Origin of the sequence: Streptomyces kurssanovii (assembly GCF_040677245.1) — a bacterium.
GTDB classification, from domain to species: domain Bacteria; phylum Actinomycetota; class Actinomycetes; order Streptomycetales; family Streptomycetaceae; genus Streptomyces; species Streptomyces kurssanovii.
Genome location: NZ_JBFAQK010000035.1, coordinates 21,643 through 44,302, shown reverse-complemented (window position 1 = coordinate 44,302; position 22,660 = coordinate 21,643). Strand labels below are relative to the sequence as shown.

General features: G+C 74.3%; 20 protein-coding genes. 7 read left to right on the top strand and 13 right to left on the bottom strand.

What is annotated here, in order from left to right; all coding sequences use genetic code 11:
• Nucleotides 1–33 precede the first annotated feature (33 nt).
• Entirely contained in the window at nucleotides 34–1,101 is a 1,068-nt protein-coding gene (locus tag AB0K36_RS22965) for a ketoacyl-ACP synthase III family protein (RefSeq protein ID WP_364597410.1), read from the top strand.
• Nucleotides 1,092–1,820: a transglutaminase-like domain-containing protein gene (locus AB0K36_RS22960; RefSeq protein WP_364597408.1), complete on the top strand. Its 729-nt coding sequence runs from the start codon at nucleotides 1,092–1,094 to the stop codon at nucleotides 1,818–1,820. The genes AB0K36_RS22965 and AB0K36_RS22960 overlap by 10 nt, the downstream gene beginning before the upstream one ends.
• Nucleotides 1,821–2,024: 204 nt before the next feature.
• Here AB0K36_RS22960 and AB0K36_RS22955 read toward each other — a convergent pair whose 3' ends face one another.
• Nucleotides 2,025–3,419, bottom strand: coding sequence for a Mucin-2 (locus AB0K36_RS22955; protein WP_364597405.1), 1,395 nt, complete (start codon nucleotides 3,417–3,419; stop codon nucleotides 2,025–2,027).
• 254 nt (nucleotides 3,420–3,673) lie between these two features.
• On the bottom strand, nucleotides 3,674–4,321 hold the full coding sequence (locus AB0K36_RS22950) for an anthrone oxygenase family protein (RefSeq protein WP_364597402.1): 648 nt from the start codon (nucleotides 4,319–4,321) through the stop codon (nucleotides 3,674–3,676).
• 278 nt (nucleotides 4,322–4,599) lie between these two features.
• Here AB0K36_RS22950 and AB0K36_RS22945 point away from each other — a divergent pair, with 278 nt between their 5' ends.
• Nucleotides 4,600–6,051, top strand: a complete 1,452-nt coding sequence (locus AB0K36_RS22945; protein WP_364597399.1) for an MFS transporter — start codon at nucleotides 4,600–4,602, stop codon at nucleotides 6,049–6,051.
• Here the strand turns inward: AB0K36_RS22945 and AB0K36_RS22940 are convergent.
• Nucleotides 6,044–7,495, bottom strand: coding sequence for a multicopper oxidase family protein (locus AB0K36_RS22940; protein WP_364597396.1), 1,452 nt, complete (start codon nucleotides 7,493–7,495; stop codon nucleotides 6,044–6,046). The genes AB0K36_RS22945 and AB0K36_RS22940 overlap by 8 nt on opposite strands.
• Nucleotides 7,496–7,794: 299 nt before the next feature.
• On the opposite strand from AB0K36_RS22940, the gene AB0K36_RS22935 reads away from it, so the two are divergent.
• From AB0K36_RS22935 to AB0K36_RS22925, 3 genes are all read left to right on the top strand, one after another.
• Nucleotides 7,795–9,174, top strand: coding sequence for a pyridoxal phosphate-dependent decarboxylase family protein (locus AB0K36_RS22935; RefSeq protein ID WP_364597393.1), 1,380 nt, complete (start codon nucleotides 7,795–7,797; stop codon nucleotides 9,172–9,174).
• Between the two features lie 228 nt (nucleotides 9,175–9,402).
• Nucleotides 9,403–10,005: a GNAT family N-acetyltransferase gene (locus AB0K36_RS22930; RefSeq protein WP_364597390.1), complete on the top strand. Its 603-nt coding sequence runs from the start codon at nucleotides 9,403–9,405 to the stop codon at nucleotides 10,003–10,005.
• Nucleotides 10,002–10,640 carry a DUF6875 domain-containing protein gene (locus AB0K36_RS22925; protein ID WP_189473901.1) on the top strand — a complete coding sequence of 213 codons (639 nt, stop codon included), beginning with the start codon at nucleotides 10,002–10,004 and terminating at the stop codon, nucleotides 10,638–10,640. Before AB0K36_RS22930 ends, AB0K36_RS22925 begins: the two co-directional genes overlap by 4 nt.
• 69 nt (nucleotides 10,641–10,709) lie before the next feature.
• Here AB0K36_RS22925 and AB0K36_RS22920 read toward each other — a convergent pair whose 3' ends face one another.
• Entirely contained in the window at nucleotides 10,710–11,558 is an 849-nt protein-coding gene (locus AB0K36_RS22920) for an alpha/beta hydrolase (RefSeq protein ID WP_364597387.1), read from the bottom strand.
• A 316-nt stretch (nucleotides 11,559–11,874) separates the two neighbouring features.
• Nucleotides 11,875–12,576 carry a beta/alpha barrel domain-containing protein gene (locus tag AB0K36_RS22915; protein WP_189477006.1) on the bottom strand — a complete coding sequence of 234 codons (702 nt, stop codon included), beginning with the start codon at nucleotides 12,574–12,576 and terminating at the stop codon, nucleotides 11,875–11,877.
• 877 nt (nucleotides 12,577–13,453) lie between these two features.
• On the opposite strand from AB0K36_RS22915, the gene AB0K36_RS22910 reads away from it, so the two are divergent.
• The gene (locus AB0K36_RS22910; RefSeq protein WP_435877913.1) at nucleotides 13,454–14,884 is read left to right on the top strand and encodes an MGH1-like glycoside hydrolase domain-containing protein; all 1,431 of its coding nucleotides are present in this window, start codon (nucleotides 13,454–13,456) and stop codon (nucleotides 14,882–14,884) included.
• Between the two features lie 31 nt (nucleotides 14,885–14,915).
• Here the strand turns inward: AB0K36_RS22910 and AB0K36_RS22905 are convergent, their stop codons facing one another.
• From AB0K36_RS22905 to AB0K36_RS22870, 8 genes are all read right to left on the bottom strand, one after another.
• Nucleotides 14,916–16,061 (bottom strand): acyl-CoA dehydrogenase family protein, encoded by a 1,146-nt coding sequence (locus tag AB0K36_RS22905; RefSeq protein ID WP_189477004.1) that lies wholly within the window; start codon nucleotides 16,059–16,061, stop codon nucleotides 14,916–14,918.
• Between the two features lie 29 nt (nucleotides 16,062–16,090).
• On the bottom strand, nucleotides 16,091–16,465 hold the full coding sequence (locus AB0K36_RS22900) for an ectoine synthase (RefSeq protein WP_037775642.1): 375 nt from the start codon (nucleotides 16,463–16,465) through the stop codon (nucleotides 16,091–16,093).
• Between the two features lie 142 nt (nucleotides 16,466–16,607).
• Entirely contained in the window at nucleotides 16,608–17,654 is a 1,047-nt protein-coding gene (locus tag AB0K36_RS22895; protein WP_364597382.1) for an anthranilate phosphoribosyltransferase, read from the bottom strand.
• 2 nt (nucleotides 17,655–17,656) lie between these two features.
• Entirely contained in the window at nucleotides 17,657–17,914 is a 258-nt protein-coding gene (locus tag AB0K36_RS22890) for a phosphopantetheine-binding protein (protein WP_189477000.1), read from the bottom strand.
• On the bottom strand, nucleotides 17,911–19,242 hold the full coding sequence (locus AB0K36_RS22885; protein WP_364597379.1) for a class I adenylate-forming enzyme family protein: 1,332 nt from the start codon (nucleotides 19,240–19,242) through the stop codon (nucleotides 17,911–17,913). Before AB0K36_RS22885 ends, AB0K36_RS22890 begins: the two co-directional genes overlap by 4 nt.
• Nucleotides 19,239–20,057, bottom strand: a complete 819-nt coding sequence (locus AB0K36_RS22880) for a MaoC/PaaZ C-terminal domain-containing protein (protein WP_364597376.1) — start codon at nucleotides 20,055–20,057, stop codon at nucleotides 19,239–19,241. Before AB0K36_RS22880 ends, AB0K36_RS22885 begins: the two co-directional genes overlap by 4 nt.
• Nucleotides 20,054–21,289 carry a beta-ketoacyl-[acyl-carrier-protein] synthase family protein gene (locus tag AB0K36_RS22875; RefSeq protein ID WP_364597373.1) on the bottom strand — a complete coding sequence of 412 codons (1,236 nt, stop codon included), beginning with the start codon at nucleotides 21,287–21,289 and terminating at the stop codon, nucleotides 20,054–20,056. Before AB0K36_RS22875 ends, AB0K36_RS22880 begins: the two co-directional genes overlap by 4 nt.
• Before the next feature lie 47 nt (nucleotides 21,290–21,336).
• A complete protein-coding gene (locus AB0K36_RS22870; RefSeq protein ID WP_159682272.1) occupies nucleotides 21,337–22,554 on the bottom strand; it encodes an aminotransferase class I/II-fold pyridoxal phosphate-dependent enzyme in 1,218 nt (405 codons plus the stop codon).
• Nucleotides 22,555–22,660 lie beyond the last annotated feature (106 nt).

Sequence of the window (22,660 nt, the reverse complement as noted above, 5' to 3'; positions counted from 1 at the left end):
CCCGTTCCTGTGCCGTCACGAAAGGACCGTCCCATGCGCCACGACGACATCCATCTCGCCGCCACCGGTGCCTGGCACCCCAAGACGGTGCCGGTCGACGAGGCGATCGCCGACGGCCGCTACAGCCGCGAGTACCAGCGTGCGACCGGGCAGCAGCGGGTCGCCGTCTGCGACGACGACGCCGACTCGCAGCCCGCGATGGCCATGCGGGCGGCGCGGGCCGCGCTCGGCCGCTCGGGGATCGGGGCCGAACGGTTCGCGCTGCTGCTGCACGCGGTGGCCACCCACAACGGGCTGCCCGGCTGGAACGCCGCCTCCTACCTCCAGCATCACGTCCTGGACGGGCACGGCATCTCGCTGGAGATCCACCAGCTGTCCAACTCGGCTGTCGGCGCACTGGAGTTGGCGTGCACGCAGCTGGCGGCCGGCCCGCCCGGCGGGGCGGCGATGATCACCGCCGCGGACCGGTTCGGCGACGGCGCCTGGGACCGGTGGCGTGCCGCGCCGCCGGTGTTCGTCTTCGGTGACGGGGCGAGCGCAGCCGTGGTGACCCGCGGTGAGGGTTTCGCCCGGATCATGTCCACCGTGTCCGTCGCCGACACCGGCCTGGAAGGCATGCAGCGCGGCGCGATGCCGTTCTCGGCCGACCCGCGGGCCGGCTATCCGATCGGCTTCTTCGACCGGGTGATGGAGTTCTCCGACACCCTCGCGGGCGGGCTCGACGAGGCCAAGCGGCGCATGGCCGGCCTGATGCAGCGGGCCGGTGCGCAGGCCATGGCGGAGGCCGGGATCACCGCCGACGACGTGCGGTGGGTGGCCGGGCCGGCGCTGGGCCGCGAGGCGCTGTACGAGCAATGCCTGGACCCGCTGGGCATCGACATCGACCGCTCCACCTGGCCGTTCGCCCGCCGGGTGGGACACGTGGGCTGCACCGACCAGTTGGCCGCCCTCGACGACCTGATCGTCTCCGGCGCGATCGAGGCGGGCGACCGGGTGCTGGTCGCGGGGCTGGGCGGCGGCTACAACTGCACGGTCGCCGTGCTGGAGTTCACGGCCGCACCCGCCGTTCCCGCCGCACCGGAGGCCGGGGAATGTCGCTGACGCCGGCCGTGGTGCGGATGCCCGAGGACGTGCGCCGCTGTCTGGAACCCGGCCGCTACGTCGACAGCGCGCACCCCGCGGTGCGGGAGGCGGCGGCCCGCACCGCGCCGGGCGCGCACGGCGTCGACAAGGCGCGTGCCCTGTACGAGCAGGTGCGCGACCGGATCGGCTACTGCAGCATCCCGCCGGGCCGGGCGATCTCCATGGGCGCGTATCTGCGGGACGAGGAGACCTACCGGGCCAGCAGCGTGCTCGCCGAGGGGCACGGCTTCTGCGTGAGCAAGGCGTCGCTGCTGACGGCGCTGGCGCGGGCGTCGGGGATCCCGGCCCGGGTGGCGTTCGCCGACGTGGTCAACCACCACCACACCGGGCGGCGGCTGCGGGCGGCGACCGGCACCGACGTGTTCGCCTGGCACGGCTACAGCGAACTGTGGCTGGAGGGCCGCTGGGTGAAGGCGACCCCGATGTTCCACCGCGCACTGTGCGAACGGCTGGGCGTGGAACCGACCGGCTTCGACGGCCGCGGCGACGCGCTGCTGCCCGACCGGGACCGGCGGGGCGCGGCGTTCTTCTCCTACGCCGCCCGGCACGGCAGCTTCCACGACGTGCCGGCCCGGTTCCTCACCACGCAGATCCCGCAGCGCTACCCGGGGCTGGACGAGTACCGGCAACTGGCGGATCCCGCGCAGGGGCCGGGCGGTGGGGCGGCGGGACCGTAGCGCGGGGAGCGGAGTGGCTCAGGGGTGTCGGGGCCGGGCTCGAGAAGGCCACTCACGCAGACACCGCCGGCGTGGCTTCGAGGCACTTCCAACGGCACCCTCACCACCCCGCTGACCTGCGAACCCACTTATCAACCACCTAGGACCGGTCGGTGGATCGCGGCTTTCGCTTTGGGGTGCGAGCAAGGCAGTTCTGCTCGGCGGTCAGGCGGGAACACCGGCCCGGTCCAGGACGGCGGCCATCTCATCCTCGGGGAGCGCCGGGTTGGCACCCGCGCTGGAGGCCAGTTCGGGGACATGGAGCACCTCGCGGAGCCGGTGGAGCGGCAGGCGCGGGTCTCCGGCCGCCGCCTGACGCGTCCAGACCTCGCGGTCATGGCTGAGCCGTTCGATCAGCGCGGGCGTGGCGGCCGGGTCCCGGACAGCCAGCCGACGGTAGTTGCCGTCGGGGTGGTCCGCGTAGCGGGCGGCGAGACCCTCGCGGGGAAAGCGGGGATGCGTCTCCGCCATCCAGGCGGAGAACGTCCCGCCGAGCCGCGCGAACACACGCATCAGGACCTCTTCCGGGGTGTCGGGGTGGTGAATGCCCAGGAGGTTCTCCACCACCGGGTCATCGACGCGTGCGAGTAGGCGCAGCAGGTCGGGCGGCAGGTGGGGGCTCCGGGCGGCGGCGCGCCGGAGCAGCGGGTGGGCGGAGACCGCGGCTCGACGCAGCACCTCGGGGTCGGCGAGCCCGTCCCGTACCCACTGCACGCCGTCGCCCCTGTCGAAGTCCCCGGCCGTGAAGTCGATCGCCATGCGCCGTGTCTCGTCCAGCTCGGGTCTGATGGAGACCGCGAGCCGTACGGCCTCGTCGGGGTCGGCGGCGAGCCGCTCCACGAGGTCGGCAGGCAGCGACGGATTCTCGGCGAGGGCCAGCAGGTGCGTCCGCTCGGCGACGCACCGCTTGGCGTCGGCGCGGAAGAGGAGCCCTCGGCGCAGCGCCTCGGCGGCGGACTTCGGATCGCGGAGGAGCCCAGCGGTGACGTGTGCGTCCCGTCGGCACTCCCACAGCGCGGCGGCCCGCCGCACCTCGGGCTCAGGGTCGGCCAGCAGCGCCGACCGCTCGCCCGGCGGCAGGATCTCCCATGCACTCACCGCTTTCCGGCGCGCTGCCGAACTGTGATGAGTAGCCATTGAGGCCACGAACGACCGCGCCAAATGGGGCGAGTCCAGCAGTGCCGTCCGGACGGAAGGGGCTGGGTCGTCGAACAGGCGGACGCACACGGCGTCCGGGAGCGGCGCGACCATTGTGCGCGGGTCGTACACCTCGGGTCCGTACGCAAGAGCTGCCCGCACCTTGGGAGAAGGATCGTCCGCGAGCCGGGCCCGTTGTGCAGGCTCCGCCCTGGCGCTCATGGCGAAGTCGATCCGAGCGCCCGGGTTCGGGTGGGTCAGGATCGCCACGACGGCCGGCTCAGGAAGTCCGGCCCGCTGGAGGGCGTCACGGGGCGGACGGTCGCCATCCCCCTCGAAGGCGAGCAGGCGCAGGAGCAGCGGTGTCGGCAGCGACGGATTGCGGGCGACTCCGTCCAGCGCGGATGCGTGGAACGCCACCATGATTCCCCTACCCCCTGTGTCTTCCCCGATTGGTCCGCGACCATGATCTCCCGTATGCCCGTCAGGAACCTCCGAGCGGCAGCAGCTGTCCGGCGGGGTCTGCACTCTCGGGGTATTCAAGGATGCGTGGACACGCCGCAAGTGCGGGCGGTGCCGATCGCGGCCGGGTCAGGGTGCCTGAACTGGGGACGCAGAATACGGCTGAGAGGGCGCCGGGCCGGCCGCCCCCCGGCGGCCGGCCCGGCGCCCGGTGGTCAGCGGGTGCGCGGGGCGTACGGCGGGAAGTGCGGCGGCGGGGCCTGCGGGGCGGCGGGGGCCGGGGCGGCGGCGGTGGCGCGGCCGTGGAGTTTCAGGCAGTGGGCCAGGCAGCCCAGCGCGGACACGCACAGCAGCGTCCGCATGATGTTGGTCGTCTCCCAGATGCCCTTGAACTTGTCGACGAGGGCAAAGTCGGTGACCTTCGCCGGGTCGCCGAGCTGCGCGAGTTCCATGTTCAGGGGGATGTTGACGGAGAACGTGATGAGCAGCGCCACCAGGTAGAGCGACGCGGCGATCGCGGCCCACAGGGCCGGTGAGCGGTGGCCGCGGCGGAAGTCGAGGACGGCGGCGGTCGTGGTGGCGATGAACGCGACGATGAACACGAGCGCGAACAGGCCGCTGTTGTCGATGAGTTGGTTGAAGTTCTGCATCGCCTCGACGTAGACGCGGTCGTCGGTCCGGGCGAGGCCCGGCATGATCGACACGTCGAAGGTGAAGAACAGGCCGGCCATCAGGCCCATGGTGACGGTCGAGGTCACCAGCAGCGGGCCGGTCGTCCTGCTCGGCCGGCGGGCCGGACGCGGGGGCGGCACGGGCGCGTACGGGTTCGCGGGGCCGTACGGGTGGTACGGGTTGGCAGCCATGGGGTCCTCACTCGGTCGGTTGCGAGGCTCGCGGCAGGTGTCGGGCGACGCGCACACGGGCGTCGGGAGCCTAGGCGCGGGCCCGGTGGCCGGCCAGGCGGTCCGAGCGGTTCTGGGCCCGGTCTCGAGGCGGCACCGGCCGCTCGGGCGGGCGGCCCCTGGTGGCGGCGGCTGTGGCGGGGTGTCGGGGCGAGCGGGTTTCGACGGTTTCTCGAGCGGTCCCTGAGAGCGTGCCGGGGGCGCTGTCCGCGCCGGGAAGCATCTCGAGGAGGCCGACCATGACCGCGCAGCTCTCCGACCAGCCGGTGCCGGCCGCCCCCGCGCGGCCCCGGCCCACGACCGCGCCCGGGCCCGGGTCCATGTCCGTATCCGGTGCGGGCGGGGGTGCGGGGAGGAAGCGGCGGGCGGCCGGCGCGCTCGCGGTGATCGCCGGCTGCAACGCGATGATCCAGCTGGACGATCCGATCGTGAACATCGCGCTGCCGGGGATGCGAGCCGACCTGGGTCTGTCGGCCGTCGGCGCCTCGTGGGTGCTGACGGCCTATCTGCTGGCGTTCGGCGGGCTGCTGCTGCTCGGCGGGCGGCTGGGTGATCTGCTGGGCCGGCGGCGGGTGTTCATGGCGGGGGTGGGGCTGTTCACGGCCGCCGCGGCGCTGCGCGGGGCGGCCTCTTCGGGCGAGATGCTGATCGCGGTGCGGGCGGTGCAGGGCGTGGGCGCGGCGCTGGCCGCGCCCAGCGGACTCGCGCTGCTGCTGAGCATGTTCCCCCAGGGTCCCGCGCGGACGCGGGCGATCGCGGTGTGCACGGCGGCCGGGGCGCTCAGCACGGCCGGCGGGCTGCTGCTGGCCGGTGCGCTGACCTCGCTCGGCTCGTGGCGGTGGGTGGTGTACCTGGATGTGCCGGTGGGGGTGGCGATCGTGGTGGCGGCGCCGTTCGTGCTCCTCGAGACGCCCCGGGTGCGGGGCCGTCTCGACGCGGCGGGGGCGCTGCTGTCGGCGCTGGGCGCGGCGGCGCTGGTGTTCGGGCTGGCGCGGGCGGCCGAGCGGCCGTGGAGCGACCCGAGTGTGGCGGGCGGTGTGCTGGCGGGGGTCGCGGGGCTGGTGCTGTTCGCGGTGGTCGAACGGCGGGCCCGGCAGCCGCTGGTGGCGCCGGCGCTGTTCGCCGACCGGGACCGGCTGCTGGCGTACGGGGCGACGCTCGCGGTGCCGGGCGCGGTGATCGGCACGTACTTCTTCCTCAACCAGTTCTTCCAGGCCGGGCGGGGCTGGTCGGCGCTGGTGGCGGCGTGTGCGCTGCTGCCGCTGCCGGTGACGACGGCGCTCGCCGCGGCCGGTGGTGAGCGGCTGCTGCGGCGGCTGGGGGCGCGGCGGATGCTGGCGGTGGGTGCGGGGCTGCTGGTGTGCGGGAACGGGTGGCTGGCGGTGTCGGCGACGGGCCCCTACCCGGTGGTGCTGCCGGCGCTGGTGCTGCTGGGGGCGGGGATGGCGTGCGGGGTGCTGCCTCTGACGGTGCTGGCGACGTCGTCGCCGGCGTCCGAGGAGGCGGGGGCGGCGTCCGGGGTGCTGAACGCGGTGCAGAGCGTGGGTGGTTCGGTGGGGCTCGCGACGCTGGTGACGGTGGCGTCGCACGGCGGCGGGGCGGCGGCCGGGTTCGTCGCGGGCGCCGCTTTCGCCGCTGTGGCGCTGGTGGCCGCCGCCGGATTGCGGAGGCGGCCGGCCGGCGTCAGCTGATGCGCATCTGGGCCATCATGCCCATCGCGGAGTGGTCGAGCAGGTGGCAGTGGTAGACGTAGGTGCCGCGGTAGGTGTCGAAGGTGGCGTGCAGTCGGACGGTTTCGCCGGGCAGCAGCCGCACGGTGTCCTTGAGGCCGGACTCGGAGGCGTCGGGCGCCTGTCCGTTGCGGGCGAGGACCCTGAACTGCACCAGGTGCAGGTGGAAGTTGTGCGGGACCAAGGTGTTGGGGTTGGTGACGGTCCAGATTTCGCTCGCGCCGTGGCGGATGCGGGTGTCGACGCGGTCGTGGTCGAAGACCTGGCCGTTGATGAGGCCCTGGGCGGTCGGGGCGCCGGTCTCGTCGCTCATGCGCAGTTCGAAGGAGCGTTCGGCGGTCGCGGTGGGCAGCGGCGGCAGGGTGCGCAGCACGGCCGGGACGCGGCTGGGGTCGGACGCGGTGCGCACGATGTCGAACCGCAGGACCTGGCCGACCTGTTCGGGGCTGCCGGGGCCGAGGGTGTTCTCGAGGACGAGCCGGGTGCCGACGGGGTAGCGGGAGAAGTCGATGACGATGTCGGCGCGTTCGGCGGGTGAGAGCCACAGGGAGTCGAGGGTGGCGGGGGCGGGCAGCAGGCCGCCGTCGGAGCCGATCTGGGTGATGGGGCCGCCGTCGGCGAGGCGCAGGTGGAAGAAGCGCAGGTTGGAGGAGTTCAGCAGCCGGAAGCGGTACTTGCGGGCGGCGACCTGGAGGTAGGGGTAGGGCTTGCCGTTGGCGAGGAGGGTGGTGCGGCCGAGGGCGTCGTCCATCTCGTAGACGAGGCGGCCTCGTTCGTCGAGGCGGGCGTCGCGCAGGGCGATGGGGATGTCGTAGGAGCCGGCGGGCAGCGGCAGTGCCTGTTCGGTGTCGTCGGTGAGCAGGTAGGAGCCGGACAGGCCGCGGTAGACGTGTTCGGACTCGTGGTGGTGGGCGTGGTCGTGGTACCAGAGCGGGGCGTGCGGCTGCCGGTTGGGATAGGTGTAGGTGCGGGTCGCGCCGGGGGCGAAGGTGTCCATGGGGGCGCCGTCGTCGCCGGGCGGGACGGAGGCGCCGTGCAGGTGGACGGAGGCGGGGTTCTCCAGGGCGTTGCGGTGGTGGACGACGACCGGGCGGCCGGATCTTGCCTTGATGGTGGGGCCCGGGAAGTGGCCGTTGTAGGTGAGGACCTCGGTGCTGATGCCGGGGAGTATCTCGGTGCGGGCGCGGCGCAGGGTGAGGGCGTAGGTGTCCTTGCCGCCGGCGGTGGACAGCGGGGTGAGGACGGGCGGTACGGGCAGCGCGGTGGCGAACAGCGGGGCGCTCGCGGTGCGGGTGCCGGCCCGGGCGCTGCGGGTCTGGAGCAGCGGGGTGAGAGCGGCGGCGGTGAACAGTGAGGTTCCGGTGGTGGCGAGCGCTGCGCCGAGCACGCGGCGTCTGGTGACCATGGGGTTCTCCCTTGAGGGCAGGGGCTGGGCGGGCTGAGTGCAGCACGGGCGGCTCGCACGGCACTCGGGTACGCCCGCGCCCGGCGGAACGGGGCCCCGGGGCAGGGCGCTCGGGCACCCGGGCGGTGGGGTGCGGCGAGGCACCTGGGCGGTGGGGTGCGGCGAGGCGCGCGGGGCGGGATGTGCGCGGCGTCGGGGCGGGCGGCGGCCGGGGCCGGGCGGGGCTCGCGTTGCGGGGGCGTTGCGCCGCTGTCCGTATACCTGGGACGTCGGTCGTGCCGCCCTGGAAGGACGTTGTCGTGGATCTTCGGTACTGGCTTCCGCGTGCGGTGGACGTCTTCGAGCGGTTCGGGGAGCGGTTCGGTCCGTTCACCGCCCATCCCAGTCACCGGATCGACGACGCGGCGTTCACGCCGGTCTTCGAGCGGTTCGCCAAGCGGCTGGACGACAACTATCCGTTCTTCCACCCGTCGTACGCGGGGCAGATGGTCAAGGCGCCGCATCCGGCGGCCGTCGTCGGCTATGTGACGGCGATGCTGTTCAACCCGAACAACCATGCCGCGGAGGGCGGTCCGGCGACCACCGAGATGGAACGGGAGTGTGTCGCCTCGCTCGGTGCGATGTTCGGCCTCAAGGAGCCGCTGGGTCATCTGACGACCAGCGGCACGATGGCGAACCTGGAGGCGCTGTACGTGGCGCGCCAGTCCCATCCGGACCGGGGCGTCGCCTACAGCTCCGAGTGCCATTACACGCATGAGCGGATGTGCCATGTGCTGGGCATGGAGGGCCACCGGGTGCCGGTCGACGCGCGGGGCCGGATCGAGCTCGAGGCGCTGGAGCGGCTGCTGGCCACGGGCCGGGTCGGGACCGTGGTGGTGACGCTGGGGACGACGGGGCTGGGCGCGGTCGACGAGGTGCACGAGGTGCTGCCGATGGCGCGCCGCCACGGGGCGCGGGTGCATGTGGACGCGGCGTACGGCGGTTTCTACGCGCTGCTGGGCCGTTCCGCGGACCCGGTGGGCCTGGACCCGCGGCCGTGGGCGGCGGTCGCCGGGTGCGACTCGGTGGTGGTCGACCCGCACAAGCACGGTCTGCAGCCCTACGGCTGCGGTGCGGTGCTGTTCAACGACCCGGGGGCCGGGCGGCATTTCGCGCACGACTCCCCCTATACGTACTTCACGCAGGCGGAGCTGCATCTGGGTGAGATCAGCCTGGAGTGCTCGCGGGCGGGTGCGGCGGCGGCCGGTCTGTGGCTGACGCTGCAGCTGCTGCCGCTGAACCGGGAGGGCTTCGGCGAGATGCTCGCCGCGAGCCGCCGGGCGGCGCTCCGCTGGGCGGACCTGCTGGCCGGCTCCGACGTGCTGGAGCTGTACCAGCGGCCGGATCTCGACATCGTCACGTACGTGCCCGCGGTGCGGCCGTTCTCGCTGCTGTCCGTCGACGCGGCCTGTGAGCGGCTGCTGCACGAAGGCATGTACGCGGCCGACGATCCGGTGTTCCTGAGTGTGCTGCGCGCGGACGCCGACGCGTTCGTCCGGCGTCATCCGCGGGTTGTGCGGGACGCCGGTGCGGCGCGGGTGATGCGCAGTGTCCTGATAAAGCCGGAGGCCGAGCTCCGTCTCGACCGGCTCCACGCCAGGGTGGAGCAGCTGGCCGCCCTGGCCGCCGGGAGGCAGTAGGCCCCGTTCTTCGCGGGCCGGTCCGCAGGCGAGCGGGGACCTGGTGCCGCCCTCCGTGATGCGCGGGTGCGGGCACGGCTTCGCCGTGTCCGGCGCCGGCGGCGCGGCGGGCGGGCGGCGGGACCCGTGAGTCCGGCCGGTCCGCGGGGCGGGGCGTGCGGGGCGCGGACGGCCGGCGCCGTTCTCTTTGGAGGGATGGGTCCCTTGTCCTCGTCAACAGTTCCGGTGGTGCCTGCACGTGTCGGGAGGCCCGCGTCGCGGGCCGATTCCGATGTGCTGGCCGCGCTGCTGGCCGATGCTTTCTTCGATGATCCCCTCGCCCGGTGGATCACTCCCGACGACGGGCGCCGCGCCGCGGTGCTGCCCGGCTTCTTCCGGGTGTTCCTTTCCATGTCGTTCGCGTTCGACGCGGTGCGCACCACCGCCGGGCGGGACGCGGTGATGACGTTCCTGCCGCCGGGCGGCTGGGAGGAGGTGGAGCGGCACGGTGACGCCTACGGGCGGCAGTTCGCCCAGGTGCTGGGCGAGGACGCGGCCCGGCTGTCGGAGATCACCGCTCTGCAGGCGGCGCACCATCCGGTGGGCCGGCCGCACTATTACCTGGCGTTCGGCGCGGTGTCCCCCGGGGCGCGCGGCGCGGGTGTGCTGGCGTCGCTGGTGGGTGAGGTGACGTCGTGGGCGGACGCGCGGGGCGTGGGTGTGTACACGGAGGCGAGTTCGCCCGGCGGGCGTGCGGCGTGCCTGCGGCACGGCTTCACGCCGGCCGGGCCGGCGCTCACGCTGCCCGACGGCGGGCCGTCGCTGGAGCCGCTGTGGAGGGACCCGCGATGAGGGGCGACGAGACGCTGAGGATCTTCTCCGCCTCCGAGGTGGAGCAGGACCTGGTGCCACCGGAGCATGCCGGGCCGCTGCGGCAGGTTCTGGAGTGGAGCCGCGAGTTCCTGGTGAGCGGGCATCCGGCGCTGGGCCGCAGCGGCCCCGTGTGTCCGTACACGCAGCCGTCGCTGCGCCGTGACCTGTTCCTGCTGGCCGTGCCGGCGGCGGGGACGGACCAGGCCGAGCTCGCGGACGCGGTGGCGCATCTGCGGGTCTGGTACGAGAAGCTGGCGGTGGACCTGGACACGGAGGAGCGGGAGCTGCTCACGCTGCTGATGGTGCTGCCGCATCTGGACCGGTCGGACTCGGCGCCGCTGGACATGCTCCAGCGGGCGGCGAAGGACGAGTTCGTCGCCGAGGGGCTGATGATCGGCCAGTTCCATCCGGTGTGTGCGGAGCCGGGCCTGTGGAACGAGGAGTTCCGGCCGTTGCGTTCGCCGGTGCCGCTGCTGGCGGTGCGCCGGCTGCTGGTGTTCGACCTGCCGTTCCTGGTGAACACGGACCTGCATCTGTCGCACTATCTGCGGCAGTTCGCGCCGGGGATCCCGGCGCGGATGCGGGACGAGCTGGTGAGCCGGGTGGTGTCCTGACGGTTCCGTCCACGCTGCTGCCCCGGTCCCCTGTCGCAGGGGCCGGGGCAGCGTCGTGCCGAGGCGCGGTCAGGGGCGCAGGCACTCCTCGAGGAAGGCGAGGGCGCGCAGGTGGTAGGGGCGGGCGGCCCAGCCGAGGCTGATGTTGTGGCCGGCCGCGTCCTGGCGGTCGACGCGGACCCGTGGGGAGGCGCTGAGGCGGGCGGCCATCGCGGTGAGGGCGGCGTCGTCGGTGTGCCACCACTGTTCGTGCTCGGCGAAGGTGAGGCGTACGGGGACCCGCACGCGGGGGGCGAGCTGCCGGTAGCGCAGCGGCCAGGGCGGGCCGGGGTCGTGTTCCTCCCGGCGCGGGGTGGGGGCCATCAGGGCGCGGGCGCCCTGGAAGGTGCCGGGCGGGTAGAGGTGCATGGGGCCCCAGTTGAGGCTCCAGGCGCCGCCGCCGAGGGTGGCGGGGAAGCCGCGGGCGGCGGGGGCGTAGTGGTGGCCGAGGCCGGAGATGTCGAGGCCGATCAGGGTGTCGTCGGTGTCGTCGGCCGCGGCGTGCAGGGCGAGCTTCCCGCCGTAGGAGTGGGCGAGGAGGAAGAACCCGGCGCCGGTGGGGTGTTCGCGGGCGAACGCGGCGAGGGCCCGGTGCAGGGTGGCGGACTGCTCGGCGAGCGGCTGGCCGTCCGGGTGGCGGGCGGCGAGGCGGCCGTGGCCGGGGCGGTCGACGGCGAGGACCGGGTGGCCGAGGCGCGCGGCGAGAGTGAGCAGGGACAGGTCGGGGTGGGCGGGTGAGTGGAAGTAGCGGGCGTGCATGCCGAGGCCGTGGACGGCGACGACGACGGCCCGGGGTTCACCGGCGGCGGGGTGGGGTCGCGCGTACAGGGCGGACAGCTGAAGGGCGCCGGCGTCGAGCATGATCTCCTCGATCCGCACGCCCTGGCTCGCGGCGGTCGCCGTCCCCGGCCGGGCGGCGGGGGCGGCTGCCGCCCGGGGCGGCGCGGGCGCGGATACGGGCCCGGCCGGGGTCGCGGGCGCGCCCGGGGCCGCCGCCCCAGGACGGGACGGGGCCGCGGGCGCGGGCGCGATGGGTGGCGTGGGCGCGACGGGTGCGGGCGCGGCGGGTGGGGATGCGGGTGCCGCGGGTGTCGCGGGCGCCGGGACGGCGGGGGTCGCGGGATCGCCCGGGGGTGTCGACGACCGGGGACGGGCGGATACGGGCCCGGCGGGGGCCGCCGGCGCGGCGGGCGGTTCAGGCGGCCGGGGCATGGCGGGCGCTGCTGACGGTGGGCCAGGCGTGCAGGTCCTCGGTGCGCAGCAGTGCGGTGGCGATCAGCAGGCCCCGGTAGCCGGCCCGCAGCAGGCGGGCGGCGGTGTCGGGGGTGTCGATCGCGCTGGCGCTGACCGGGCAGGGGGTCCCGGCGGCGGTCAGGGCCGGCAGCAGGGCCAGGCTGCGGCCGATGTCGCCGGTGTCCTGTTCGCGGGTCTTGATGTCCTTGTTGTTGACGGCGATCACGCACTCGTCGGCGTGCGGGACGTTCTCGAGCTCGGCCTCGCCGGTGATCTCGACGAACGGGGTGAGGCCGGTGCGCAGGGCGGCGGTCACCAGGGAGCGCATGCTGGAGGCCGGCAGCAGCGCGGCGGTGAGCAGCACGGCGGAGGCGCCGAGGGTCCTGGCGGTCTCGAGCTGGTCGCGTCGGGTGATGAAGTCCTTCTGGAGCAGCGGGAGTTCGGTGAGGCGGGCGACGTCGCGCAGCAGGTCGGGGGTGCCGCCGAACCAGCGTCCGGTCACCACGGAGATGCAGGGGGCGCCGGCCGCCTCGTAACCGGCGACGATGTCGGCGGGCGTGCGGCCCGACATGAGGTCGATGCCGTGCGCGTCGCGCCGCTTGACCTCCATGACCAGGGGGCGTTCGGCGCCGAGCAGGGCTTCGATGAAGCGGGACGACGTCATGCGTGCTCCTTCGAGGGCGAGAGGTGCGGGGCGGTGTGCCGGCCCGGCCGCCGGAAGGCAGGGTGGCCCGGCGCACCGGAGCGGGGGCGCAGTGCCGGTGGAGGGCGCCGGCACTGCGCCGGAGCGCCGGGTGCCCTCAGGGCAGCAAAGCGCGCCGGGGGCAAGCGGGGTGCAAGGGGGCCGCTGGCGGGTCCGCCCGGCGCGCGGGAGGTGCGGGTGGGGCGGACGGGCGGGGCGTTGCGCCGGCGTTGCGGGGCGCGTGGTGCGGCGGGCGGACGCGCGGGCCGCCCGGGAGCACGTGGTGCGGCTGGGCAGACGCGGGCAGGCCCCCAGGGGCACGTGGCGCGCAGGCCGCCGGGGGCCACATGGCGCCGCGAGCGGAACCGCAGGCAGGCCGCCCCGGGGCACGTGGCGCGGCGCGGCGGCAGACTCCCGGGGGCACATGGTGCGGCGACCGGAACCGCGGGCAGGTCCCCGAGGGCCACATGGCGCGGCGGCGGGCCGCCCCGGGGCGCGTGGCGCGGGCGGGCGGACGCGCGGGCGGGCCGCCCGGGGCGCATGAGGCCGGCCGCACACCCGCGGGGAGCTTATGTCGGGAATGTCACTGTGCGGAGGTGGTGATTTCCCACGGGGGCGGCACATACCCTGTCGCTGTCCTCCGCTGCGTGCGGTCCCGAGCATCTGGAGCTCCCTGGTGGAACGCGTCCGCGGCCCGCTCGTTCCCGGGCAGGCCGCTCCGAAGGCGCCCCTGCCGCCCGGTGAGCCTCCCGCCGACGCCTCCAGGCCGCGCAGCCCTCTCGTCCCGCCGCAGGCCGGTCCCCCGCAGGTCCCCGCCGGGCCCGAGGTCTCCCCGCCGCAGGCCGGGCCCGCGCGGGCCGTGGTTCCGCCGCAGGCAGGGCCCGCGCAGGCCGTCGCCGGGGCCCCGGCCGCCGGGCTCGAGGAGCTGCGCCGGCGGGCCGCCGAGGTGCTGCTGGGCAACTGGACGGGGGCCTCGACCGTCCCCTCCCCCGCCCTGTATCCGCACCAGTGGAGCTGGGACTCCGCGTTCATCGCCATCGGGCTGCGCCACCTGTCGCCCGAGCGTGCCCAGCGCGAGCTGGAGACCCTGCTGGCCGCCCAGTGGGCCGACGGGCGCATCCCGCACATCGTCTTCAACCCGGCCGTGCCGCTCGGGGCGTACTTCCCGAGCCCGGACTTCTGGCGGTCCTCCACGGCGGGCCGGGAGGCGGGCGCCCCGGCCGCGACGCAGACGTCCGGCATCGTGCAGCCGCCCGTGCACGCGCTGGCCGCCTGGCTGGTCCACCGCAGCGACCCGGAGGCCTCGCGGCGCCGGGGCTTCCTGGAGCGGGTCCGGCCGGCGCTGGTGGCGTGGCACGACTATCTGCTGCGCCGCCGCGACTTCGGCGGCCACGGGCTTGCGGCCGTGCTCCACCCGTGGGAGCCCGGCATGGACAACAGCCCCTGCTGGGACGAGCCCCTCGAGCGGGTGGAACCGGCCCCGGCCGGCTCCTTCCGGCGGGCCGACCTCGGTCATGGCGACCGTGCGGACCGGCCCACCGACCTGGACTACGGCCGGTATGTCGCGCTGGCCGCGCACTACCGGGACCACGGCTACCGCGACGCGGGCACGGAGCACGCGTTCGTCGTCGAGGACCCCGGGTTCAACGCGCTGCTCGCCCTGTCGGAGCACGCCCTGGCGGCCATCGCCGGCGAGCTGGGGCAGGACGCGGCGCCGCACCGGTCCCGGGCGCAGCGGCTGACCGCCGCGCTGGTGGAGCGGCTGTGGGACGAGGAGGCCGGGCTGTTCCTGTGCCGGGACGTGCGCGCCGGCGCCCTGGTGCGCGACAGGAGCGTCACCGGTCTGCTGCCGCTGGCGCTTCCCTCGCTTCCCGGGCCCGTCGCGCAGGCCCTGGTGCGCACCATGAGGGGGCCGCATTTCGGGCTCGGTACGGCCTGTGGCCTGGTGCCCAGCTACGACCTGCGCGGCCCTGCCTTCGACGCGTCCCGTTACTGGCGCGGGCCGGCCTGGTTCAACGTGAACTGGCTCCTGGAGCGGGGGCTGCGGCAGCACGGCGAGGCGGCCCTGGCCGACGCCCTGGAGCAGGCGGTGCTCGCCTTCGCCGGTGGTTCCGGCTTCGCCGAGTACGTCGATCCGCACACCGGGCAGGCGCGCGGGGCGACCGGCTTCAGCTGGACCGCGGCCGTCGTCCTCGATCTGCTGGCCCGCTCCGGGCGGGCCGCGGAGGCGGGTGCGCAGGCCGGTACCGCGGCCGGTGCGGCGGCCGCGGTGGCGGAGGCCGGCGGGTGACGGTTCCCCGCCCCGGAGGGCGGGGACGGTGTCACGTGCCCAGGCCCAGCATCGAGGCGATGCGGTTGTACTGGATCTCGTTGGTGCCCGAGTAGATCGTGCCGCCGACCGCGTTGCGCACGCCCTGCTCGAGCCCGTACTCGGACATGTATCCGTGTCCGCCGAAGATCTGCACGGCGGCCAGGGAACTGGCCACGTTGGCCTGGCTGGTGAGGAGTTTGGCGATGGCCAGGTCGATGGTGACGTTCTCGCCGTCGTCGAGGCGCTGGGCGGTGTCGTACAGCCATTTGCGGGCTGTCTCCAGGCCGATCTTGGTGTCGACGATCTTGTTGGCGATCGATTGGTGGGAGCCGATGGGTTTGCCGAAGGAACGGCGGGTCTTCGCGTACTCGAGGCAGCGGTCCAGCCGGTGCTGCATCTCGCCCGCGTTGACGACGAAGGAGAAGAGGACCTCCCGTTTCATCACGTGGTCGAGGACGATGAACCCGCCGCCGACCCGGCCCAGCACCCGGGTCCTCGGGACACGGCAGTCGTCGAAGTAGAGCTCGCTCAGCGGCGAGGTCCGCAGGCCCATCTTCTTGATCGGTTTGCCGACGGTGAGGCCGGGGGTGTCGCGGTCCACGAGGAACGCGCTGACGCCGAGCGCTCCGCCGTCGGGGCGGGTGCGGGCGTAGACGACGAACACGTCGGCGACGGGACCGTTGCTGACGAACGTCTTGCTGCCGTTCAGCACGAAGTGGTCGCCGTCGCGTTCGGCGCGGGTGGTCATCGCCATCGCGTCCGAGCCGCCCTCGGACTCGGTGATGGCGTGGGCGCCGATCGCCTCGCCGGAGCAGATCTGGGGCAGGTACCTCTCTTTCTGTTCGGGCGTGCCGAACCGGGTGAGGGGGATGCCGGTGCTGGCCAGGGTGGTGGTCACCGAGAAGTTCAGGCCGGCGTCCTGGCAGTGCTCCCCGAGGCCTTCGAGGACGTACATGGTGGTGAGGAGGGACTGGCCGAGGCCGCCGTGTTCCTCCTCGAAGGGCAGGGCGAGGATGCCGGTCTTCTGGATCAGTTTCCACTTGTCCCAGGAGAAGGTGGCCTGCTCGTCCAGTTCTATGTGGTCGGCGCTGAGCGCCTCACCCCACCGTGCCAGACCTTCGCGGAACTCGGTCTGTTCGGTGTTCCATCGGATCACTTCGGACCGCCTTCACGGTTTTCGCGTCATCAGTACGCGGAGGAGACGTGCTCGTCGAGACTGTGGGTCTCGTCGCCGTTGAGGGCCGGGCTGAAGACGCACACGAGCCGCAGGTCCTCGTGGGGGCTGGCCACCAGGTAGTGGGCGTCGTGCTGGTCGAGCGCGTACATGCGGCCCGGGGTGATGGGGTGGGAGGTGCCGTCGAGTTCGATGACCTCTCCGGAGCCGGCGATGCAGTAGCAGGCCTCGAGGTGGTTGCGGTACTCGAGGCGGGACTTGGTGCCGGCCAGGACGACGGTGTCGGTGAGCGAGTAGCCGACGCCGTCGGAGGCGAGGAGGAAGCGGCGGCTGACTCCGTTGCCCCAGTCGACGGTCTTCACGTCCTCGATGTCGCGGATGATCATGGTCAACTCCGATCTGGGTCGTGTGCGGCGCGGTGCCGCACGCTGGGAAGGACCCGGGGGTGGCCGGCGGCCACTGCTCGTGTCCTGGCCCCGCGGCCGGCGGCCGGCGGGGACGCATGGGGGCGCCGCGGACGCGGCGGGTTCATCGGGCGGCGGGTGCGCCCGCCGCCGGGGCGGGGGTGCGCGGTGCGGTGCGCAGCCGGTCGGCCAGGGCGCGGGCGGCGCCGGAGGCGACGGCCTCGCGGGTGGCGGCGAGCGCGCCCGGCCAGTCGCCCGGGTGGCCGGAGGCGAGGACGAGGGCCGCGGCGTTGAGGCACACGGTGTCGGTGGCGGCGGGGTGGGCGGTGCCGGCGAGGACGGCGAGGAAGTGGTCCGCGGCGTCGGCGGGCGGCACGGGACGCAGGTCGTCGAATCCGCCGCCGGGGGCGATGAGTTCGCCGGGTGCGAGCCGCCGGACGCTTCCGTCGTCGAGGTGGACGGTGTTGTCGGCGAAGCCGAGGAGTTCGTCGGCCCCCTGGTCGTTGGAGGTCAGCCAGATCCGCCGGCCGGGGAGCGTGCAGGCGAGCTCGCGCAGCACGGGCAGCGGCATGGCGGCGCTGACGCCGGTGACCTGCGCGGTGACCGGCAGGTCGGCGAGGAAGGGGCCAAGCGCGTTGAGGAAGCGGCCGAACGGCTTCATGCCGAGCGGTGCCACCGTGCGGGCGAGGCGGGTCAGTTCGGCCGGATAGACGAACGGGCCGGCGAACGCGATGCCGTGCCGCTCCAGCATCTGCTCGGTCTGCCGGTAGGAGGCGGTCAGGCGGATCCCGAGCCGTTCCAGCAGGTCGACGGAGCCGAGACTGGAGGTGTAGGCGCGGGAGCCGGTCTTGACGACCCGTACGCCGGTGGCCGCGGCGGTGATGGCGGCGGCGGTGGAGATATTGAAGGTGGCGGGTCCTCCGCCGGTGCCGACGATGTTGACGGTGCCGGGCCAGGGGCCGGGCGGGGGCGTGGTTCTGCGCTCCCGCAGGGTCTCCAGCAGGGCGTTGAGGGTGTGGTGGCCGGGGAGGCTGGTGGTCAGGGAGGCCAGCAGGGCGACGGCCTGCTCCTTTTCGAGCGTGCCGTCACCGAGCCGGTCCCACAGTGATCGCCAGGTCTCGCGCTCGGTCACCGGGGCGCCTGCGAGCAGGCCGGTGAGCGCGGGGTGCATGGCTAGCTGCTCACCCCCTGGCGGGCGTCCTCGATGAAGGCGTCGATGGCGCGCACGCTGCGGAAGTTGTCGGGGTCCAGGTCGGCGTCGCCGACGGCGAGCTGGAAGTGGTCCTCGACCCAGGCGATGAGCTTGAGCACGCCGAGGGAGTCGATGACTCCGTCGGAGAGCAGGTCGTGGTCGTCGGCAAGCTCGTGGACACCAAGGTCGGGCAGGAATTCCTCGATGACGAACTTCTTGATGGTGTCGTTGTTGCTCATGACGTCCTTCCTTGGACTGGGATCGGTTCGTGCGGTCGGCCGGGCGCGGCGCGTCCGGCCCGTCGGGTGGTGGCGGGGGGCCGTTGTGCGGCGGTGACCCGCCGGGCGGCGGGGGCGGGCGTGCCGGTCCGGTGCCGGGTGCCGCGGACGGTGGTCCGCATGTCGCCGGCGCGGCCGGTCAGGTGGAGCAGGCCGTCCGCGTCGCGGCGCACCAGGTCGCCGGTGCGGAACCAGGTGCTGCCGTCGTCGGTGCCCAGGGGGTGGGCGGTGAACGGGTCGTGGTGGATGCGGCCGAGGTAGCCGGGCGACTGGAAGGGGGTGGAGACGTACAGTTCGCCGGTGCCGGGGCCGTGGACGGGTGTGCCGGGGGCGCCGATGACGAGGGTCCGCACGCCGGGCAGGGGCCGGCCGACGGGGACGGGCGGGAAGACGGTGGCGCCGGGGCCGCTCTCGTGGACGAGGCTGTGGTTGGTCTCGGTGCAGCCGTAGAGGTTGTGCAGGCGTGCGCCGGGGAACAGGCGCGGCAGCGCGGCGACGGTGCGGTCGGGCAGGGCGCGGCCGGTGAGGACGGCGTGGCGGACGCCGTCCAGGGTGGTGCCGGTGGTGCGGGCGGCGTCGGTGAGCGGCCCGTAGAGCGTGGGGCGGGCGGCCAGGACGTGGATGTCGTGGGTGGTGAGGAGTTCCAGCAGGCCGGTGGCGTCCGCGGCTCTGCCGGGTTCGGCGAGGACGACGGTGGCGCCGGCCGCGAGGGGGGTCCACAGGTCGAGGAGGCTCGAGGCGGCGGTGAGGGGGCCGGCGCCGAGGACGGTGGTGCCGGGGCCGATGCCGAAGCGGCGGGCGGCCCAGGTGGTGAAGCGGTCCACGGCGGTGCGCGCGTACGGCACGATCCTGGGCGGTGCGGTGGCGCCGGAGGTGGTGAACAGCAGGGCGGGCCGTTCGCCGGCCGGGTGGGGCAGGGCGCCGGCGGCCGACGGGGGCAGGCGGACGGGGCGTACTTCGCCGGCGGGGAGAAGGACGCGGGCGCAGCCTGCCTGGGCGGCCAGGTCGGCGAGCCGGCCGGCCGGTGCCGGGGAGGGCAGCAGGAGGGGGCGCTGGGACAGCAGGCCGGCCAGGACGAGGGCGATCGCGGCGGGTGAGGTGCGGGCGAGGACGCCGATGGTGTCGTGGGGTGCGGTGCCGAGGACCGCGAGGCGTTCGCGTTCGCGGCCGGCCGCCTCGTACAGGGCGCGGTAGGTGGTGTGTTCGCCGCCGTGGATCAGGGCGGTGGCGTCGGGGCGGTGGCGCACCTGGGTGAGGAAGCCGGCGACGAGGCCGGCGGGGGCGTTCATCGCAGTCGGGCCCAGCCGCTTTTGACGGCGGGTCCGTCCGGGGTGCGGCAGGTGAAGCGCACCACGGTGGCCGCGTCGTCGGGCTGAAGGGTGATGTCGAGGGGGGCGCCGGGTGCCACGGGGGCGGAGAAGCGGCCGCCGAGGGCTTGGATGCGGGTGATGTCGCCGTCGGCGTAGCGGTCGGCGATCTCCTCCAGGGCGAGGGCGACGACGCTCATGCCGTGGGCGATGACGGTGTCGAAGCCGGCGGCGCGGGCGGCTTCCGCGTCGAGGTGGATGGGGTTGAGGTCGCCGGAGGCGTGGGCGTAGGCGCGGATCGTTTCCTCGGTGAGGGTGTGGCGGGCGGTGGCCGGCTCTCCGCTCGGGCCGGCGGGGCCGGGGGCGGCGGCCGGGGGGATGTCGCCGAACGGTTCGGTGCCTTTGGCGCCCAGGAGCAGGGCGTGGGTGGTGAGTTCGGCGAAGGCGGTGCCGTCGTCGCCGGTGAGGCGGCTGCGTACGGCGATGCGGGTGCCGCGGGCCTCGCGGCGGGCGCCGGTGACGTCGAGCTGGACGGTGACCTGTTCGCGGGGCCGTACGGGCCGCTCGAGGCGGATGTCCTGGCCGAGGTGGACGACGGAGGTGGTCTCCTCCCCCGCGGTCAGCGCGCGCACGGCCTGGTCGGCGAGGGTGTGGGCGAGGACGAAGGTGTGCACCGGTGAGGCGTCGCCGCTCGCCGCCGGCGGCAGGCCGGGGCGGACGGCGGTGCGGTAGGCGTGGATCTCGGCGGCGCTCGCGGTGCGCTGCGCGGTGCGGGCGAGGGCGGGGGTCGTCGTCATACCGGCGCCACCACCAGTGCGGCGTTGTGGCCGCCGAAGCCGAAGGAGTTCGACAGGGCAGGCCCGGAGGCGATGGTTCGGGGGCGGTGGTGGACCACGTCGATGTCCATTCCTGGCTCCAGGCGGTGGTGGTTGGCGGTGGGCGGTACCTCGCGCTCGCGCATGGCGAGGACGGCGGCGACGGCCTCGACGGCGCCGGCGGCGCCGATCAGGTGGCCGAGGACGCCCTTGGGTGCGGTGACGGGCGGGCAGCCGGTGCCGAACACCTTGGCCAGGGCGGCTGCTTCGGCCCGGTCGTTGTGGGGTGTGGAGGTGCCGTGGGCGTTGATGTGGGCGATGTCCGCGGGGGTGAGGCCGGCGTCGGTGAGGGCGGCGGTCATGGCGCCGGCGGCGCCGGAGCCGTCGGGCAGCGGCATCGACAGGTGGTGGGCGTCGCAGGTGGCGCCGTAGCCGGCGACTTCGGCGTAGGGGCGGGCGCCTCTGGCGCGGGCGTCGTCGGCGCGTTCGAGGACGACGAAGCCGGCGCCCTCCCCCATCACGAACCCGTCGCGGTCGGCGTCGAAGGGGCGGCTGGCCTGCTCGGGTTCGTCGTTGCGCAGGGAGACGGCGTTGAGGTTGCCGAACCCGGCGAGGGTGACGGGGGTGAGGGTGGACTCGCAGCCGCCGGCGATGACGACGTCGGCGCGGTGGGTCTGCAGCAGCAGCCGGGCCTGGCCGATGGCGTCGGCGCCGCTGGCGCAGGTGGTGGCGATGGTGGTGGCGGGGCCGGTCCAGGCGAGGCGCATGGCGATCTGGGCGGCGGCCGCGTTGGGCATCGTCATCAGCGGCATCAGCGGGTTGACGCGGTGCGGGCCGTGTTCGGAGTAGTGGGCGGACTCCAGGTCGCTGGTGGCCCGTCCGCCGACCGCGTTGCCCACCACGACCGCGGTGCGGTGCGGGTCGGGGGCGGGGGCGCCCGCGTCGCGGTGGGCGGCGAGGGCGGCCGTCGTTCCGTACAGGGCGAACGGGTCCATCCGGCGGGCGTCCTTGGCGCCGACGAGGCCGACGTCGTCGAGTCCGCTGACGCGGCAGCCGATCCGTACCCGGTGGCGGTCGAGGTCGAGGTGGGTGAGGCGGGCGGCGGTGGAGCGGCCGGCGCGCAGCGCGGCCCACAGGGCGCCCGGGGTGCAGCCCGCCGGTGTGACCACGCCGATGCCGGTGATCACGACCGGGGGTGGGGTGGAGGTTGCCATGGTTGGTTTCCCGTTCCTGTGTGCCTTCGGTGTACGGGCCGGCCCTCTCAGGCCGGGAGGATGCCGCACTCGCGGGCGGAGGTGAGGAACGCCTGGGCCGCGAAGTCGATGTCGGCCTCGGTGTGGCGGGCGGTGACCGCGATCCGCAGGCGGGCGAGGTCGTTGGGGACGGCGGGGGTGACCACGGGCAGGCCGATGACGCCGTTCTTGCGGCAGGTGGTGGCCAGGTCGTAGGCGGCGTCGTCGGAGCCGGCGATGAGCGGCAGCACGGCGGTCTCGCTGTCCTGGGTGCGCAGCCCCTCGGCGTTGATGATCTTCCGCAGGCGGGCCGACTGGTGCTGGATGTGGGCGACGCGTTCGGGTTCGCGCTGCAGGATGCGCAGCGACTCCAGGGCGGCGGCGGCCTGGGCGGGTCCGAGGGCGGCGGAGAACAGGAAGGGGCGTGCGGCGTAGCGCAGGTGGCCGATGAGTTCGGCGGGGCCGGCGACCCAGCCGCCCATGGAGGGGATGGCCTTGGAGAGGGTGCCGAGTTTGACGTCGACCCTGGCCTGCCAGTCGAAGTGCTCCTCGATGCCGCGGCCGGTGGCGCCGATGACGCCGAGCGCGTGGGCCTCGTCGACCATGAGGAGGGCGTTGTGCTCGTCGCAGACCTTGCGCAGTTCGGGCAGCGGGGCGATGTCGCCGTCCATGGAGTAGACGCTGTCGACGATGACGAGCCGTACCCCGTCGGGGCTCGCGGCGCGCAGCCGGCGCTCGAGGTGGTCGACGTCGTTGTGGCGGAAGCGGGTGACGGTGGCGCCGGACAGGCGGCAGCCGTCGACGATGGAGGCGTGGTCGTACTTGTCGATGAAGACGGTGTCGCCGGGGCCGACGAGGCCACCGACGGTGCCGGTGTTGGCGGCGTAGCCGGAGCCGAAGACCATGGAGGATTCGCGGTCCGCGAACCGGGCGACCTCCGCCTCGAGTTCCTCGTGCAGGGGAATGGATCCGGCCAGGGCGCGCACGCCGTGGTTGCCGGTGCCGTAGAGGTCGACGGCGGCCTTGGCGGCGGCGACGACACGCTCGTCACCGGCCAGGCCGAGGTAGCTGTAGCCGGACATCATCAGCAGCCGGCGGCCGTCGAGGTCGGCGTAGGCGCTGTCGCGTTCGACGGTGTAGGCGACGAAGCTGTTGCGGCGGTCGGGTTCCCATTCGAGTGCCTGGACGCGGCGCTGTGTTGCCGCCAGCTTCGGCTCGAGGCGTTCCCATCCTCCAGATGCGTTCACGTGCGTCTCCTCATCCACTTCTCGGTTGCTCCAGGCGCGCCGTCCTTTCTATGCGCCGGGCCGCAAGGCGGGCGCAACACGGTTTTCGATGCCGCAATTCCCGTGG

Excerpts from the sequence above, each read along its gene's own strand:
- AB0K36_RS22945 (WP_364597399.1), top strand. The coding sequence starts at position 4,600 with ATGACCGCGCAGCTCTCCGACCAGCCGGTGCCGGCCGCCCCCGCGCGG.
- AB0K36_RS22915 (WP_189477006.1), bottom strand. The coding sequence starts at position 12,576 with ATGACGTCGTCCCGCTTCATCGAAGCCCTGCTCGGCGCCGAACGCCCC.
- AB0K36_RS22880 (WP_364597376.1), bottom strand. The coding sequence starts at position 20,057 with ATGACGACGACCCCCGCCCTCGCCCGCACCGCGCAGCGCACCGCGAGC.
- AB0K36_RS22875 (WP_364597373.1), bottom strand. The coding sequence starts at position 21,289 with ATGGCAACCTCCACCCCACCCCCGGTCGTGATCACCGGCATCGGCGTG.
- AB0K36_RS22925 (WP_189473901.1), top strand. The coding sequence starts at position 10,002 with ATGAGGGGCGACGAGACGCTGAGGATCTTCTCCGCCTCCGAGGTGGAG.
- AB0K36_RS22940 (WP_364597396.1), bottom strand. The coding sequence starts at position 7,495 with ATGGTCACCAGACGCCGCGTGCTCGGCGCAGCGCTCGCCACCACCGGA.
- AB0K36_RS22890 (WP_189477000.1), bottom strand. The coding sequence starts at position 17,914 with ATGAGCAACAACGACACCATCAAGAAGTTCGTCATCGAGGAATTCCTG.
- AB0K36_RS22885 (WP_364597379.1), bottom strand. The coding sequence starts at position 19,242 with ATGAACGCCCCCGCCGGCCTCGTCGCCGGCTTCCTCACCCAGGTGCGC.
- AB0K36_RS22895 (WP_364597382.1), bottom strand. The coding sequence starts at position 17,654 with ATGCACCCCGCGCTCACCGGCCTGCTCGCAGGCGCCCCGGTGACCGAG.
- AB0K36_RS22965 (WP_364597410.1), top strand. The coding sequence starts at position 34 with ATGCGCCACGACGACATCCATCTCGCCGCCACCGGTGCCTGGCACCCC.
- AB0K36_RS22960 (WP_364597408.1), top strand. The coding sequence starts at position 1,092 with ATGTCGCTGACGCCGGCCGTGGTGCGGATGCCCGAGGACGTGCGCCGC.
- AB0K36_RS22955 (WP_364597405.1), bottom strand. The coding sequence starts at position 3,419 with ATGGTGGCGTTCCACGCATCCGCGCTGGACGGAGTCGCCCGCAATCCG.
- AB0K36_RS22950 (WP_364597402.1), bottom strand. The coding sequence starts at position 4,321 with ATGGCTGCCAACCCGTACCACCCGTACGGCCCCGCGAACCCGTACGCG.
- AB0K36_RS22900 (WP_037775642.1), bottom strand. The coding sequence starts at position 16,465 with ATGATCATCCGCGACATCGAGGACGTGAAGACCGTCGACTGGGGCAAC.